Source organism: Nocardia sp. NPDC003345, from assembly GCF_053589395.1.
In genome coordinates this window covers 1-13,884 of record NZ_JBSFRU010000159.1, presented here as the reverse complement: position 1 = coordinate 13,884, position 13,884 = coordinate 1, and the positions used below count along the sequence as shown (strand labels likewise).

Sequence of the window (13,884 nt, the reverse complement as noted above, 5' to 3'; positions counted from 1 at the left end):
CTGCGCGGCGGCATTCGCGGCGACCGCCGCGCCCGGAATCTGCACCGTGGGCGAATCCGCGGGCACCTCGACGGCGGGCCGCTGCTCCCCCGCGGGCGCGGGCTGCCCGCCCTGCGGTGCGGACTCTTCCGCGGCCTTCGCGGGAGCGGTGGCCTGCCGATACGGGGGACCCACCGGGCCCCGTTTGCGGCGCGACAGCACCTTGAAATCACCCGGTCGAACCGGCCGCACCCATTGCGCGGCCCGGGCGCCGGCGGGCAAGCGGACCCCGAGGTCGGCGAGCAGTTCGTCGATCTCCCGGATGGCATGGGGGGTCACCGCACAGCCGTGGGCATGCCGGCCGCCGGTGTGTTCGCCGAGCAGGCGCAACCGGGCATCGATGCGCTCGGTCATGGTCTCGTCCGGCGGCAGGGTCAGCGCGCCGGTGAGCAACGCCGCGGTCCAGTGCGCGCCGACCTCCGCGCCGACCGCGCTCAGCAGTGAAGAGTTGTATCCGGCGAAGGTCAGATGCGGGACCCCCAACGGCAGGATCTGCCGGTACAAGCGGAAGTTGCCGTGATCGTCGGTGAGCTGCCGCTGCACATACGGCGTCAGGAACGGCACCCGCTGCTGGAAACCGGTGGCACAGACGACGATATCCGCGCGCACTCGCTGCCCGTCGGAGAGTTCGGCGTAGGGTCCGGAGGCGTCGCCACCCAGCCCGGCCACCCGGGTCTGCCCCCGGACGATGATGCGACCGGCGCGCACCTGATCGGCGAAACCATCACTGGCCAGGCCGAACGCTGCCTCCGGAGCCCGTTCGAACCGTCCGTCGGGTACCAGGCCCAGCTCCGCGGCGCCGGATCGTTCGGCGACCAGCGCCTCGACCAGGTCGAGGTTGCTCTCACGGAAAGAGCGGCCGGGCCCGTGCAGCAGGCGTTCGAACCGGCCGGGTTCGGGATGCCGGAAGTGCGCGGCGCCGGTACGGGTCAGCAGCAGCCGTTCGGCATCGAGACCGGCCGCCGGGCGGCGCGGCATCTTCCACATCAGCCGCCGGGCCACCACGGTCGTGCCCGCCGCCACGCGGCTGATCTCGGTCGCCAGATCACAGGCCGCGACACCGTATCCGACCACCACGACCGATCGGTCCCGGACCGCTTCCACGTCCAGGAACTGGGTCGAATGCCCCAGCTGGCCACCGGCACGCGCGAATTCGGTGGCGCCGGCGAACTCGGGGACCTCGGGTTCACTGAACACCCCGTTGGCGATCACCAGGTGATCGCAGGATGTGCGGTGCACGCCGTCGATATCGCGGATCTCCAGCAGCCAGCCGCCGTCGACCGGATCGGCCGCCACCACCTCGGTACGCAGGCGCAGTTTGCCGGTCAGCCCGAACGCGCGCACATAGCTCGCCAGATACTCCTGCATCCGCGCGCCGTCGAGCACCCGTGGGTAGTCGGCCGGCATCGGATGGTCGGAGAAGTGGTAGGTGTTCTTGCTGCTCTGCGCCCGTAAGCCCGGGTAACGGCGGGTCTCGCTCCACACGCCGCCGATATCGGGGGCACGGTCGAACACCTCGACCGCGAACCCATCCTCAGTCAGGACCTTCGCGCAGACAAGACCCGCGATACCCGCACCGACGATTGCGATGCGGTTCCCGCTCCTCATGGGCGAGAGATTACGTCGGATGCGTCCGGCAGCAAAGCCGGAGCCCGATTTCCGGGCATCGGCGCAGGTCGGGCGAAAGCCGGTAGCGGCCCGCGGGATCGGCGCGGACGCGGTGGCGGCGGAGGCCCGACCTGCGGACATCACCGGACGGTGGCGCATCTGCGGCACCGCCGCCGACCCCGCTGTGGTCTCATTGGTGCTATGACCACTGTCACCGTGGACCGGGCCGGGCTGTGGGACGCCGAGGCGCTCAGTGATGTCGCCGCGGCCACGTTTCCACTGGCCTGTCCCCCGGACGCCGACCTCGACGATATCGAGGTGTTCCTGGCGGATGTGCTGTCCGGGGAACGGTTCGGCGAGTATCTGTCCGATCCGTCCCGGACGGTGCTCAAGGCGGTCGCCGACGGCGAGATCGTCGGCTACGCGCTTCTGCACGGCGAACCGCCCACCGATCCCGCCGTCGCCGCGGCGGTGGCGCTGGATCCGGTGCTCGAGATCAGCAAGATGTACGTGCTACCGGGACATCACGGCTCCGGTGTCGCCGACGCGCTCATGCAGGCCGCGCTGGACCGGGCCCGGGGCGCGGGCTACGCCGGTATCTGGCTGGGCGTGAACCAGGAGAATCTGCGGGCGCAGCGCTTCTACGCGAAGTTCGGCCTCGAACAGGTGGGCACCCGGACCTTCACCGTCGGACGCCAGGTCCATCACGATTACCTGCTGCGCCTGGCGTTCTGAGCCGCGGCGGCCGGGATCAGCCCAGCAATCGCTGCCGCAGGGTCTGCACCTCGGCTGCGTTCAGGCCGAGGCCCTCGCTCACGTAGCGGTCGAAGGTGCCGTAACTCACCGTTACCTGATCGAACGCCCCGTCCAGCCATTCGCGCTGCACACCGGCCATCGGATCGCCCGGCGCGGCGCCGCGATAGTGGTTGGACAGCAGATAGTCCTCGGTCACGGTTGCGCGGTCCACGCCCAGGATGGTGAGCAGCACCGCCGCGACCCAGCCCGTGCGGTCCTTACCGGCGGTGCAGTGGAACACCACCGCCTGCCCGTCGGGAATGGTGGCGATATCGCGCAGTACCGCGGCCACCGCGCGGTCGGCACCGGGGGCGGTGATGAACGCGCGGTACAGGTCGGTGCCGCCGGCGAGGGTCGACATCAGTTCCGGCAGCGGTGCCGCGCCGATGACGTCGTACCAGTTGGCGCGGGCGCCGGCGGGCAGGCGGTCCGGACCGAGGGCACGCTCGTAGACGGTGCGCAGATCGTCGACCACTCGCACGCCGCGCCGGTTCAGCTCGTCGAGATCGGCCGGGGTGAGATTGAGCAACTGATCGGTGCGATAGGCGACGCCGGTGCGCACGGTGCGCCCGTCGGTGGTGCGATAGCCGCCGACATCACGGGCGTTGGGTGCCCCGGTGAGATGCAGGGACCGGTCGATCGCCGGCGCGTCGGTGGCGGCCGGCGGGGCGGCCGGAGCAAAGGCGGTGGCCGGACCGAGGGCCACCAGTACGCCGGTGAGGACGGCGGCGGGGACGCGCGCCGAACGATGACTCATGACCGAACTCCCCTCGGTGCCCGACGGCACTCCCACCGTGGCGTGCCCGGTCCAGCAAACCAAGCCGCGACCGCCCGGTCAACCCGGAAACCGTGCGGCAGAGTGCCGGTGGCTACCACCGGGCACTCGTCACGCCGGAACCTCGAACCGGGACAGCGCCAGCAACCGGGAGATGGCGCGCAGATACTTCTTGCGGTAGCCGCCGTCGAGCATCTCCTGCGAGAAGATCTCGTCGAGTTTCGCACCCGATACGGTGACCGGGGTCCCGGCGTCGTAGAGCCGGTCGGCCAGCACCACCAGACGCAGTGCGACGGCCTGATCGGTCACCGGATGCACGCCGGAGACGAAAACCGCGCGGACCCCGTCGATGAGCGAACCGTACTTCGACGGATGCAGGGTGGACAGATGCGTCAGCAGGGCGTCGAAATCGTCCAGGGTCGCGCCGGGGGTCGCCGCCGCGCGTTCGGTGAGCTGCTCCGGGCTGCTCGGTTCCGGCGCCGGTGGCAGATCCCGGTGGCGGTAGTCCGGTCCGTCCACCCGCACCGTGTCGAAGATCGAGCCGAGCTTCTTGATCTCACGCAGGAAGTCCTGGGCGGCGAACCGGCCCTCGCCGAGTTGCCCGGGCAGGGTGTTGGAGGTGGCCGCGACGGAGACGCCCTGCGCGGAGAGCTCGGTCAGCAGCCGCGAGACCAGCATGGTGTCACCGGGATCGTCGAGTTCGAACTCGTCGATGCACAGCACACTGTTGGCGGCGAGCCGGTCGACGGCATTGGCGAAGCCCAGCGCACCGACCAGGTTGGTGAGCTCACCGAAGGTGCCGAAGGATCTGGGTGCGGGCGCGTTGTGGAAGATCGAGGCCAGCAGGTGGGTCTTGCCCACGCCGAACCCACCGTCCAGGTACAGGCCCGCGCCCTGGGTGGGTTTCTTCTTGCCGAACAGTGATTTCTTGTGCGTCGCCTTGTGGATGGCGGCGACCTTCTCGGCGAAGGTACGGGCCGAGGCGACGGCCGCGGCCTGGCTGGGCTCGTTCGGGTCGGGAATGTAGGTGTCGAAACCGACCTCGTCGAACATGGGCGGGGGCACCATCTGGGCGACCAACTGGTCGGCGGGGACCTCCGGGCGGCGGTCGACGAGGCGATCTGGCATGGCAGCAGCCTAATGACGTGATATGAGCTTCTGTTATGCAGCGTAGCCCCGATGCGATCCAGCTCACAGACCTCGACGCCGACGCCCTCGCCGCCCTGTACGCCTATCCGGCGGAACCGGAAGCGGGTTGGCTACGGGTGAATTTCGTATCCACCATCGACGGCGCGGCCACCGGGTCCGGGGGTGTCACCGAGGCGCTCGGATCCCCGGCGGACAAACAGGTTTTCCATCTGCTGCGCGATCTCGCCGATGTGGTGCTGGTGGGCGCCGGTACCGTGCGCGCGGAGAACTACGGCGGCGCCCAGACCGATCCGGGCCGCCGCCGCGCACTGTCGGAGCGCGGTATCGGAGGCCATCCGGAGGGCACACCGCCGCCGATCGCGATCGTGACCGCCACCGCCGCGCTGGACCCCGGTCATCGCGTGCTCACCACCGCGCGGACCCCCACCCTGGTCCTCACCACCGCGGCCGCGCCCGCCGAACGCCGGGAGGCCCTCGCCGCCGCGGGCGCGGAGGTGATCGAGGTGGGTGAGAGTGTGATCGACCCGCGGACCGTGCCGGAGGTCCTCGCCGGCCGCGGACTGCGGCGGGTGTTGTGCGAGGGCGGTCCGCAGCTGTTCGGGTCGCTGGCCGGCGCCGGTCTGGTGGACGAATTGTGCCTGACCACCGCACCGCTGCTCACCGGCGGCACGGCGCGGCGGATCTCGGTCTCGCACGAGGAATTCGCCTGGCGGATGACACCCGCGCATGTGCTGTTCGACACCGATGGAACGGTGCTGACCCGCTGGGTGCGATCGTGAGTTCCGGCGTGGGCCGGGAACCCGCACCGCGAACGGCGACCCGCGACGCCGTCCCGCGCGGGCGCGGCCGATCCGGACCTGGCAGGGTGTATCGCATGCGCTGGACTCGGGCAGTGGTGCCGGCCTCGGCACTCTTGATCATGATCGCCGGATGCGGCGCCGGTCCCTCGGACCGCCCGCATGTCGCCGTCGAACATCCGCCTGTACCAGGCGATTCCGCCACCACGGCCCAGGTCCCGCCGCCGCCCGCGGCGCAGGTGCCGAAACGGGATCTGCCCTGGCGCGACTGTGCCCGGGCGACCTTCGACGCGCTCGGCCTGGGTCCGGGGCCGGCGGGACTGGTCCTCGAATGCGCGGATTTCTCCACGCCGATCGACACCGCCGGCACGGTACTGGGCAACTTCCGCACCGGCGCGATGCGCGCCCGCCTGCCACAGACCCCGCCGGACGCGCCGCCGATCGTGCTGACCTCGGGGGTGGACCGCTCCTCCACCGCCACCCTGGCCGGGCTGGTCACCGGTCCGGCGAGCGCACTGCTGGCCGCGCATCCGCTGGTGGCCGTGGACCGTCGCGGTATCGGCAGTTCCCAGGCGATCGACTGCCTGCCCACCGATATCCGCGCCGGACTCCAGGACAACGGCCAGTTCGGCCCCGGCGACCCCGTCGCGACCATGTCCGACCTCTCGCGTGACGGCACCATCGCGTGCCGCGATTTCCTGCAGCCCTACGACGGCACCTTCGACGCCCCGCACGCCGCCGACGATATCGAGCAGCTGCGCCGGGAATGGGAGGTCGACCATATCGCCCTGCTGGGCACCGGCAGCGGCTCCGCGGTCGCGATGGAATACGCCCGCAAATACGGCGACCGGCTGGCCCGGCTGGCACTCGACGCCCCCGCGCCGGTCGGCGTGGACGCGATCACCCGGGCCGAGACCGCCGTCCAGGGCGCCGAGGCCGCCCTGACGGCCTTCGCCCAGCAGTGCGCCGCCACCTCCTGCTCGCTGGGGCCGGATCCGCGGACCGCCGTGACACAACTGATCCAGAAGGCCTCCGAAGGCGGTCTGGGCGATCTCTCGGCAAACGCGGTCCGCACCGCGATCACCGGTTTCCTCGGCAGCCCGCGGGCCGATCAGTCCACCCGGATCGCCGAACTGTCCGACACTCTCGCGGCGGCCGGACGCGGCGATACCGGCCGTCTGAAGGCGCTCGCCGCCGGTCAGGCCGCGGCCACCGCCGCTGACGGTCAGTTCGTCAACGGCTGCACCGACGCACCGCAGCCGCCGCCCGCCCCGCAGGTCACCGACCTGACCGGTATCTGGGCGCAGAAATATCCGGCGTTCGGCCGCGCCGCCGCGATGTCCATGCTGGTCTGTTCGGCGTGGCCGGTCACCGAGGCACCGCCGGCGCTGGAGAAGCTGGAACTGCCCGTTCTCGTGCTGACCGGTGCCGGAGACCCGGTCACCGGTGCGGCCCAGGCCTCGGTCACCGGGGCCCTGGGCAAGGCCGGTGCGCGCACCGCGACCATGACCTGGCAGGGCTGGGGACATCCGGTGAGCGCCCGCTCCGGCTGCGCGCAGACCGCGCTCGTCGACTACTTCCGCGACGGCCGGCTGCCCGGGGACGGCACCGCCTGCCCGGCCTGACCGCGGCCTCTCCGCGGGCGGCACGCCCGCCCCGGAGGGGCGTCTGACCGGCGCGTCGAGGGTGGGTCCCGGCAACACCACGGCACCATCCGGTGTACCGTGCCGTGGTGTTCCTTCGACAGCTCGAGCCTCGCACCGCTCGAACCACCGCCGACGTGATCCGGTTCGCGCTCTGGCCGCTGGCGGTCATGACCGTGCTGAACCGGGTGTTCATCAAGGCTGTCAACGGTTTCGTGACCGACGACTACAAGCCCGTCTACCAGGCCTCGCTGGATTTCCTCAACGGGCGCGAGGTGTACACGGCGAATTTCGACTCGGTCGATCCGCATTACCTGTATCCGCCCAGCGGCACCCTGTTGATCGCGCCGATCGCGGTGATCGACTACGAGAAGTCGCGCTGGCTGTTCATCCTGCTCAACGCGGTGGCGATCCTGATCGCCTGGTACCTGCTGCTGCGGTTGTTCAACTACACGCTGCGGTCGATCGCGGCGCCGGTGCTGTTGCTGGCGATGTTCCTCTCCGAGACCGTCATCAACACCCTGGTGTTCACCAATGTCAACGGCTGCCTGCTGCTGGCGGAGATGCTGTTCCTGATCCTGTTGTTGCAGCGAAGAGATCTGTGGGCGGGTGTGGTCATGGGTCTGACCATCGCCGTGAAGCCCACATTGGCACCGCTGGTGCTGATAGCCCTGGTCCGCAAACAATGGAACACGGTGATCGGGGCCGCCGTGGTACCGATCGCGCTGACCGCGGTCGCCTGGCCGCTGTCCCGGGATCCGGAAGAGTTCTTCACGCGCACCTTCCCGTACCTGCTCGAGACGCGTGACTACTTCAACAGCGCCATCCCCGGCAACGCCGAGTACTACGGCCTGCCGCCCTGGCTCACCTGGGGCATCCGGCTCTCGATGGCGGTGCTGGTCCTGCTGTCGCTGTGGATCCTGTACCGGTACTACCGCGAGGACGAGCTGTTCTTCGTCACCACCTCCGCGGGCGTTCTGCTCACCGCGGAATTCCTGCTGGCCTCGCTGGGCCAGATGTACTACTCGATGATGCTGTTCCCGTTCCTGATGTCGGTGGTGCTGCGCAATTCGGTGCTGCGCAACTGGCCGGCCTGGCTGGCGATATTCGGGTTCCTGTCCTACGACAAATGGCTGTCGGACCGCTGGCCCGATATCGGGCGCAACCTGGAGTATCTGCGGATCACCTTCGGCTGGGGCCTCCTGCTGATCGTGGTGTTCTGTGTCCTGGGCGACCGGTATCTGAGTGCCCGGCGCGAGGGCCGGTTGCCGCATCTGGACCCGGACTGGATGACCGCGGCGCCGGATTCCCGCGATACCGGCACCGGTATCGCCGAGCCGGCGACGATACCGGTCCCGCCACCCGCGCCCGAGCCCGGCCGGGCCCCGCAGCCCGCCGGCGCCCGGATCGCCGAGACGCAGGCCGTACGCAGCTGATACGAGACGGGCGGGGCCGGACGTATTAGCGTGGAGGCATGAGTTCCGAAACGGACGCGACCGATACCTCCCTGCCTGCCCCGAAGATCCGGCTCACGCCGCAGCAGTGGCGGGCGAAATTGGATCCGGCGGAGTACGCGGTGCTCCGCGAGGCCGGCACCGAGCGACCGTTCACCGGCGAGTACACGGATACGAAGACCGAGGGTGTCTACAGTTGCCGGGCCTGCGGGGCGGAATTGTTTCGCAGTTCCGAGAAGTTCGAGTCGCACTGCGGATGGCCGTCGTTCTTCGATCCGGCGGATTCGGACGCGGTGATCCTGCGGGCCGACGATTCGCTGGGGATGCGGCGGGTCGAAGTGCTGTGCGCGAATTGCCACAGCCACCTCGGCCACGTCTTCGAAGGCGAGGGTTATCCGACGCCCACGGACAAGCGGTACTGCATCAACTCGATCTCACTGCGGCTGCACCCCTCGACCAGCTCAGCGGAGTGAGCCCTCCGTTCGCCGATCGGTACGTTACATAAAGACCGCCCGGTACGCATGCCCCGATTTCCGGGGGTGCCTACCGGGCGGTTGTCCGTCCCCGCACTCAGGGCAGCGCGGCGACCAGTTGATCGATATCGACCCGCGGGCCGGTGTAGAACGGGGTCTCCTCCCGGACGTGCATCCGGGCCTCGGTAGCCCGCAGATCGCGCATCAGATCGACGATCCGGTGCAGTTCCGGCGCCTCGAACGCGAGGATCCACTCGTAATCACCGAGCGCGAAGGAAGCGACGGTGTTCGCGCGGACATCCGGGTACCCGCGCGCCTCCTTGCCGTGATCGGCCAGCATCTTGCGACGCTCGTCGTCGGGCAGCAGGTACCACTCGTAGGACCGGACAAACGGGTAGACGCAGATGTAGTTGCCCGGGTCCTCCCCCGCCAGGAACGCGGGGACATGGCTCTTGTTGAACTCCGCCGGACGGTGCAGCGCCACATTGCTCCACACCGGCTCGGTGGCGCGGCCGAGTTCGGTGGTCCGCCGGAAATCGGCGTAGGCGGCCTGCAGATCCTCCACCCGTTCGGCGTGGGTCCAGACCATGAAATCGGCGTCGGCCCGCATTCCCGCCACGTCGTAGACGCCGCGGACCACCACATCGCGGTCGGCGAGCCCGTCGAAGAATGCCTTCGCCTCCTTGATCGCCGCCGCCCGGTCCTCGCCCAGTACGCCGGGCCGTACCCGGTAGACCGAGAACATCAGATAGCGGATGGTGGAGTTGAGAGCCTGGTAATCGAGTCGCGCCATGCCCCCATCGTGCCACTCGCGGGGTGCGGCCGGGCCGGAGGCCGGGCTCAGGCCCGGGTCGTGGCCGCGGCGGCGATCCGTTCGGCGGCGGCGCCCGCCGCCGCGACACAGGCCGGCACCCCGACCCCGCGCAGATACGCGCCGGTCACCGCGAGATCGTCGAATTCCCGTAGCGCCGCCTCGATATCGGCCACCCGTTCGGTATGGCCCGGTGCGTACTGGGCCAGGCCGCCCGGCCAGCGCTGCACCACCGCCGACAGTGGGCTGATCGGCACGCCCGTCACGGTGGCCAGATCGGCGGTGGCCGCGGCGACGAGCTCGGCGTCGGGGCAGCGCAGGGCCGAATCGTCGCCGAATCGCCCGAACGACACCCGCACCAGGGCGGTATCCCGCGCCGCCAGATGTGTCCATTTCCGGCTCGACAGCGTGAACGCCTTGGCGCGCAAGGCTTCTCCGGTGGCCACCAGCACCCCCGAATTCTCCGGTAGCGCGGTGTCCTTCGGCAGTTCCAGGGCGACCAGCGCCGAGGACGACAGCTCGATCGCGCCGGCCGCGGCCGCCGCGGCGGGGGCGATATCGGCGAGCAGCCGGGCCGTGACGGGCGCCGGGGTGGCCAGCACCACGGCGTCGAAGTCCCCGACCGGGTCCACCCGCCAGCCGCCCGGGACCCGATGCAGGCCGGTCACCGGGGTATCGCGCACGGTGTCGGCGGCCGCCGCCTCGCCCAGCGCGCGCAGCAGGGCGCCGTAGCCGTCGCGGAGCGCGCCGAATACCGGGGCGTCCGACGAGGGCGGCAGCGCGGCGGTGACCGCGGCGGTGAGGCTGGTGGCGCCCCGGTCCAGCGCGGCCGCCACGGTGGGCAGCGCCGCCCGGACTCCGATCGACCGGGCGCTGCCCGCGTAGACGCCGCCCAGCAGTGGATCGACGCTGCGGGCCACCGTCTGGGCACCGAACCGGTCGGCGACCAGGGTATGGACGTCGATATCGGCGCCCGGCCGCCAGTCCAGGGGCCGGGTCGGCTCGGCCGCGATCCGCGCCAGGGTCTCCGCGTCGACGAGCCCGGCCACCGAATCGGGTGCGGTGGGTATACCCATGAGGGTGCGTTCCGGCAGCCGATGGGTCCGGCCACCGGCCCAGAGCAGCGGCCGCAATCCGGCGGGATGCACCAGCTGATCGGCGATGCCGAGATCACGCAGCAGAGCGGGTACCTCCGGCCGCCGTCCCACGAACGCCTCGGCGCCCAGATCGACCGGCTCCCCCGCGATCGGCACCGTGCGCAGCACGCCACCGAGCCGCTCGCTGCCCTCGACAACGGTCGGGCGGACCCGGTCGCCGAGCAGCCGCCGCAGCCGGTACGCCGTCACCAGACCGCTGATTCCCCCGCCGACCACCGCGATTCTCATGCTCCGACCGTATCCCTGGTGAGCCGGCGACGACCGGGGGGATCTGCGTTCAGAGTTCGTGGACGAGTTCCACCAGGGCCGTGAGGACACCCGGGTCGGTATCGGGCAGCACGCCGTGCCCGAGGTTGAAGATATGCCCGGTCGCGCCCATCGTGAGCGCGCCGTCGGCCTCACCCGCGATCCGCCGCGCCTCGGCCTCCACCACCGCACTGCCCGCGAAGAGCACGGCCGGATCGAGATTGCCCTGCAACGCCTTCCCCGGACCCACCCGGCGCACGGCCTCGGTGAGCGGCACCCGCCAATCGACCCCGACCACATCGGCGCCCGCCTCGCCCATCGCGCCCAGCAACTCACCGGTGCCCACTCCGAAATGGATCCGGGGCACACCGGAATCGGCCAGCTCCGCGAACACCCGCTCCGAATGGGGCAGCACGAAGCGCCGGTAGTCGGCCAGCGACAGCGCACCGGCCCAGGAGTCGAACAGCTGGATGGCGTCGACGCCGGCCTCGAGCTGGGCACGCAGGAAGACGATGGTGATATCGGTGAGCACCCCCAGCAGCGCGTGCCAGGCGTCCGGATCGCCGTGCATCATGGCCTTGGTGCGCTCGTGGTTCTTGCTGGGCCCGCCTTCGACCAGGTAGGACGCCAGCGTGAAGGGCGCACCCGCGAACCCGATCAGCGGGGTCTGCCCGAGTTCGTCCACCAGCAGACGCACCCCATCGGTCACCGCGCCCACCTCTTCGGGCCGCAACCGGGGCAGGGCGGTCACATCGGCGGCGGTGCGGATCGGGGAAGCGATCACCGGACCCACCCCGGGCGCGATATCGAGATCGATCCCGGCCGCTTTGAGCGGGACGACGATATCGGAGAACAGGATCGCGGCATCCACACCGTGGCGCCGCACGGGCTGCATCGTGATCTCACAGACCAGCTCCGGATCGAAACACGACTGCAGCATGCCGATCCCGGCCCGGACCTCCCGGTATTCCGGCAGCGACCGCCCGGCCTGGCGCATGAACCACACCGGCCGCCGGGCCGGAGTGGCGCCGGAGGCGGCGGCCAGGAACGGGGCATCGGACAACCGGCGGCGCGTATATGTGCTCATCACCAGCCATCGTATGCGGCGGCGGCGAGCGCGGTGCGCAAGCCCGGGGCCACCTCACGGGCGACCCGGGCGGCGTCTCGGCGGGCGCCGGCGGCGGGTTGCGCGGTATTTACCACGACCCGACCCGATCATCCAGCAACAACGGTCGCCCGGCGCGCCTCCGCGCGCCCCGGGTGTGACAGGGCTACCGTCATTCCCCGTGACACCGCTCGATATCCGCGACGGCGCACCGGACGATGGGCCCGGCGACGAACCCGCATCGTTTCGTGCCGCCGTTTCGGCGATGGGCGCCGCCTCTGTGCACCCGCGGATCGAGCTGGCCCCGATCCGGCCGCCACAGCGCCTGGCGCCGTACTCGTACGCACTCGGCGCCGAGGTGATCCACGAGGACGCCTCGGTGGTACCGATCGATTCCGACGGAGATGCGTTCGGCCGGCTGATCCTGCTACACGACCCCAACGGCGACGAGGCCTGGCACGGGGTGTTCCGGCTGGTCGCCTATATCCAGGCCGATATCGACGGGGCGCTGGCGGCCGATCCGCTGCTACCCGAGGTCGCGTGGAGCTGGCTGGCCGACGCGCTGGAATCGCGGGAGGTCCCGTTCACCGCGCTCGGCGGCACCGTGACCTCCACCAGTTCGGTGCGCTACGGCGATATCGCCGGTCCGCCCCGGGCGCATCAATTGGAGCTACGGGCTTCCTGGACCGCCCGCAGCACCGAGATGTGCCCGCATGTGGAGGCCTTCGGCGAAGTACTGGCCTATGCGGCGGGTCTGCCACCCGCGGGTATCACCGATCTACGACCGTCGGAGTCCACCCGGACCGACCGTGGTTGACCGTCGGCGGTAGCCCGGGCCACGTAGAGTGGCCCTTTATGCCGGTAGTAGAGGAGCCCGACCACCTGTCCGGTGGTCATCCGGACCGCGGCGCCGCCGCGGCCGACCAGGGCACACGGGGCGCGCAGACGGCCCAGGTGCCCGATACCGGCGACCCCGGAGTACCCGACGCCGTCCCGCTGCTGACGCCCGCCGAGGGCATCCCCCCGGTCTGCCGGACCCCCGGCGAGGTGGCCGCCGCCGCCGCGCGCCTGGCCGCCGGTACCGGCCCGCTGGCCGTGGACGCCGAACGGGCCTCAGGTTTCCGGTATTCGTCACGGGCCTATCTGATCCAGCTGCGCCGGGTGGGCGCGGGCACCGTCCTGATCGACCCGATCCCGGTGGCCGATGCGCTGGAACCGCTCGCGGCCGTGATCAATTCGCTCGAATGGATTCTGCATTCGGCCGATCAGGACCTACCCGGACTGGCCGAACTCGGCCTGCGGCCGGCGACCCTGTTCGATACCGAACTGGGCGGCCGGCTCGCCGGGTATCCCCGGGTCGGGTTGGCGGCGATGGTGGAGCAGCTGCTCGGCCGGGCCCTGCGCAAGGGGCACGGCGCCGCCGACTGGTCCACCCGGCCGCTGCCCGAGGCCTGGCTGAACTACGCCGCGCTGGATGTCGAACTGCTGCCCGAGTTGCGGGACGCGGTGGCCGCCGAACTGGCCGAACAGGGCAAGACCGAATGGGCCGCACAGGAATTCGAATATATCCGGCGCGCCGAACCGGCCGGGCCCAAACCGGATCGACGCGGCCGGGCGCGGCGAACTGCGCACGACCCCCGGCGAGTTCCGGCTGGCCGAGCACCGCCGTTTCCTCGACGACAACGCCGATTCCATCGACGCCTTCCGGGCCCGCCAGAATGCCGCGTTCGCGGCGGAACGCGAATCCTGGCGCCGCTCCGGTGAACTGACCGACCGCGCGCCGGCGGGCTGAACACGTCGACCCGGCCGGTGCGCCCGGGCCTCCCGGGCGC

At 70.7% G+C, this 13,884-nt stretch carries 12 protein-coding genes and 1 pseudogene; 7 read left to right on the top strand and 6 right to left on the bottom strand.

Translation table 11 applies throughout. The features are described 5' to 3' along the window. Positions 1 to 1,647 (bottom strand): FAD-dependent oxidoreductase (locus ACWDU1_RS18290; RefSeq protein ID WP_449999892.1); only part of this gene is annotated, 1,647 nt, incomplete at its 3' end. 201 nt (positions 1,648 to 1,848) lie between these two features. Between ACWDU1_RS18290 and ACWDU1_RS18285 the strand changes: the two genes are divergently transcribed. Then, the gene (locus tag ACWDU1_RS18285) at positions 1,849 to 2,382 is read left to right on the top strand and encodes an N-acetyltransferase family protein (protein WP_449999890.1); all 534 of its coding nucleotides are present in this window, start codon (positions 1,849 to 1,851) and stop codon (positions 2,380 to 2,382) included. 16 nt (positions 2,383 to 2,398) lie between these two features. Here ACWDU1_RS18285 and ACWDU1_RS18280 read toward each other — a convergent pair whose 3' ends face one another. Next, the gene (locus tag ACWDU1_RS18280; protein WP_449999888.1) at positions 2,399 to 3,199 is read right to left on the bottom strand and encodes a tyrosine-protein phosphatase; all 801 of its coding nucleotides are present in this window, start codon (positions 3,197 to 3,199) and stop codon (positions 2,399 to 2,401) included. Between the two features lie 129 nt (positions 3,200 to 3,328). Further along, on the bottom strand, positions 3,329 to 4,345 hold the full coding sequence (gene zapE, locus ACWDU1_RS18275) for a cell division protein ZapE (RefSeq protein ID WP_449999886.1): 1,017 nt from the start codon (positions 4,343 to 4,345) through the stop codon (positions 3,329 to 3,331). A gap of 35 nt (positions 4,346 to 4,380) precedes the next feature. Between zapE and ACWDU1_RS18270 the strand changes: the two genes are divergently transcribed. The 4 genes from ACWDU1_RS18270 to msrB all read left to right on the top strand — a co-directional run bounded on the left by ACWDU1_RS18270 (position 4,381) and on the right by msrB (position 8,733). Next, entirely contained in the window at positions 4,381 to 5,145 is a 765-nt protein-coding gene (locus ACWDU1_RS18270) for a pyrimidine reductase family protein (protein WP_449999884.1), read from the top strand. A 95-nt stretch (positions 5,146 to 5,240) separates the two neighbouring features. Beyond that, on the top strand, positions 5,241 to 6,788 hold the full coding sequence (locus tag ACWDU1_RS18265) for an alpha/beta hydrolase (RefSeq protein WP_449999883.1): 1,548 nt from the start codon (positions 5,241 to 5,243) through the stop codon (positions 6,786 to 6,788). Between the two features lie 107 nt (positions 6,789 to 6,895). Then, positions 6,896 to 8,242, top strand: a complete 1,347-nt coding sequence (locus tag ACWDU1_RS18260) for a glycosyltransferase family 87 protein (protein WP_449999881.1) — start codon at positions 6,896 to 6,898, stop codon at positions 8,240 to 8,242. Between the two features lie 38 nt (positions 8,243 to 8,280). After that, complete coding sequence (gene msrB, locus ACWDU1_RS18255) at positions 8,281 to 8,733, top strand: peptide-methionine (R)-S-oxide reductase MsrB (protein ID WP_449999880.1); 453 nt, start codon at positions 8,281 to 8,283, stop codon at positions 8,731 to 8,733. A gap of 97 nt (positions 8,734 to 8,830) precedes the next feature. Here msrB and hemQ read toward each other — a convergent pair whose 3' ends face one another. Genes hemQ through hemE form a run of 3 tightly spaced genes read right to left on the bottom strand, consistent with a single transcriptional unit; the run spans position 8,831 to position 12,034 of the window. Further along, positions 8,831 to 9,526: a hydrogen peroxide-dependent heme synthase gene (hemQ, locus tag ACWDU1_RS18250; protein ID WP_449999878.1), complete on the bottom strand. Its 696-nt coding sequence runs from the start codon at positions 9,524 to 9,526 to the stop codon at positions 8,831 to 8,833. A 47-nt stretch (positions 9,527 to 9,573) separates the two neighbouring features. Beyond that, on the bottom strand, positions 9,574 to 10,929 hold the full coding sequence (locus ACWDU1_RS18245) for a protoporphyrinogen oxidase (RefSeq protein ID WP_449999877.1): 1,356 nt from the start codon (positions 10,927 to 10,929) through the stop codon (positions 9,574 to 9,576). A 49-nt stretch (positions 10,930 to 10,978) separates the two neighbouring features. Beyond that, a complete protein-coding gene (hemE, locus tag ACWDU1_RS18240; protein ID WP_449999875.1) occupies positions 10,979 to 12,034 on the bottom strand; it encodes a uroporphyrinogen decarboxylase in 1,056 nt (351 codons plus the stop codon). A gap of 199 nt (positions 12,035 to 12,233) precedes the next feature. On the opposite strand from hemE, the gene ACWDU1_RS18235 reads away from it, so the two are divergent. Together ACWDU1_RS18235 and ACWDU1_RS18230 are read left to right on the top strand one after the other, a co-directional pair. After that, positions 12,234 to 12,869, top strand: a complete 636-nt coding sequence (locus ACWDU1_RS18235) for a DUF3000 domain-containing protein (RefSeq protein WP_449999873.1) — start codon at positions 12,234 to 12,236, stop codon at positions 12,867 to 12,869. Between the two features lie 137 nt (positions 12,870 to 13,006). Beyond that, a pseudogene (locus ACWDU1_RS18230) lies at positions 13,007 to 13,699 on the top strand (ribonuclease D); the annotation flags it as partial. Positions 13,700 to 13,884: the final 185 nt, after the last annotated feature.

Excerpts from the sequence above, each read along its gene's own strand:
- ACWDU1_RS18285 (WP_449999890.1), top strand. The coding sequence starts at position 1,849 with ATGACCACTGTCACCGTGGACCGGGCCGGGCTGTGGGACGCCGAGGCG.
- ACWDU1_RS18280 (WP_449999888.1), bottom strand. The coding sequence starts at position 3,199 with ATGAGTCATCGTTCGGCGCGCGTCCCCGCCGCCGTCCTCACCGGCGTA.
- zapE (WP_449999886.1), bottom strand. The coding sequence starts at position 4,345 with ATGCCAGATCGCCTCGTCGACCGCCGCCCGGAGGTCCCCGCCGACCAG.
- ACWDU1_RS18270 (WP_449999884.1), top strand. The coding sequence starts at position 4,381 with ATGCAGCGTAGCCCCGATGCGATCCAGCTCACAGACCTCGACGCCGAC.
- ACWDU1_RS18265 (WP_449999883.1), top strand. The coding sequence starts at position 5,241 with ATGCGCTGGACTCGGGCAGTGGTGCCGGCCTCGGCACTCTTGATCATG.
- msrB (WP_449999880.1), top strand. The coding sequence starts at position 8,281 with ATGAGTTCCGAAACGGACGCGACCGATACCTCCCTGCCTGCCCCGAAG.
- hemQ (WP_449999878.1), bottom strand. The coding sequence starts at position 9,526 with ATGGCGCGACTCGATTACCAGGCTCTCAACTCCACCATCCGCTATCTG.
- ACWDU1_RS18245 (WP_449999877.1), bottom strand. The coding sequence starts at position 10,929 with ATGAGAATCGCGGTGGTCGGCGGGGGAATCAGCGGTCTGGTGACGGCG.
- hemE (WP_449999875.1), bottom strand. The coding sequence starts at position 12,034 with ATGAGCACATATACGCGCCGCCGGTTGTCCGATGCCCCGTTCCTGGCC.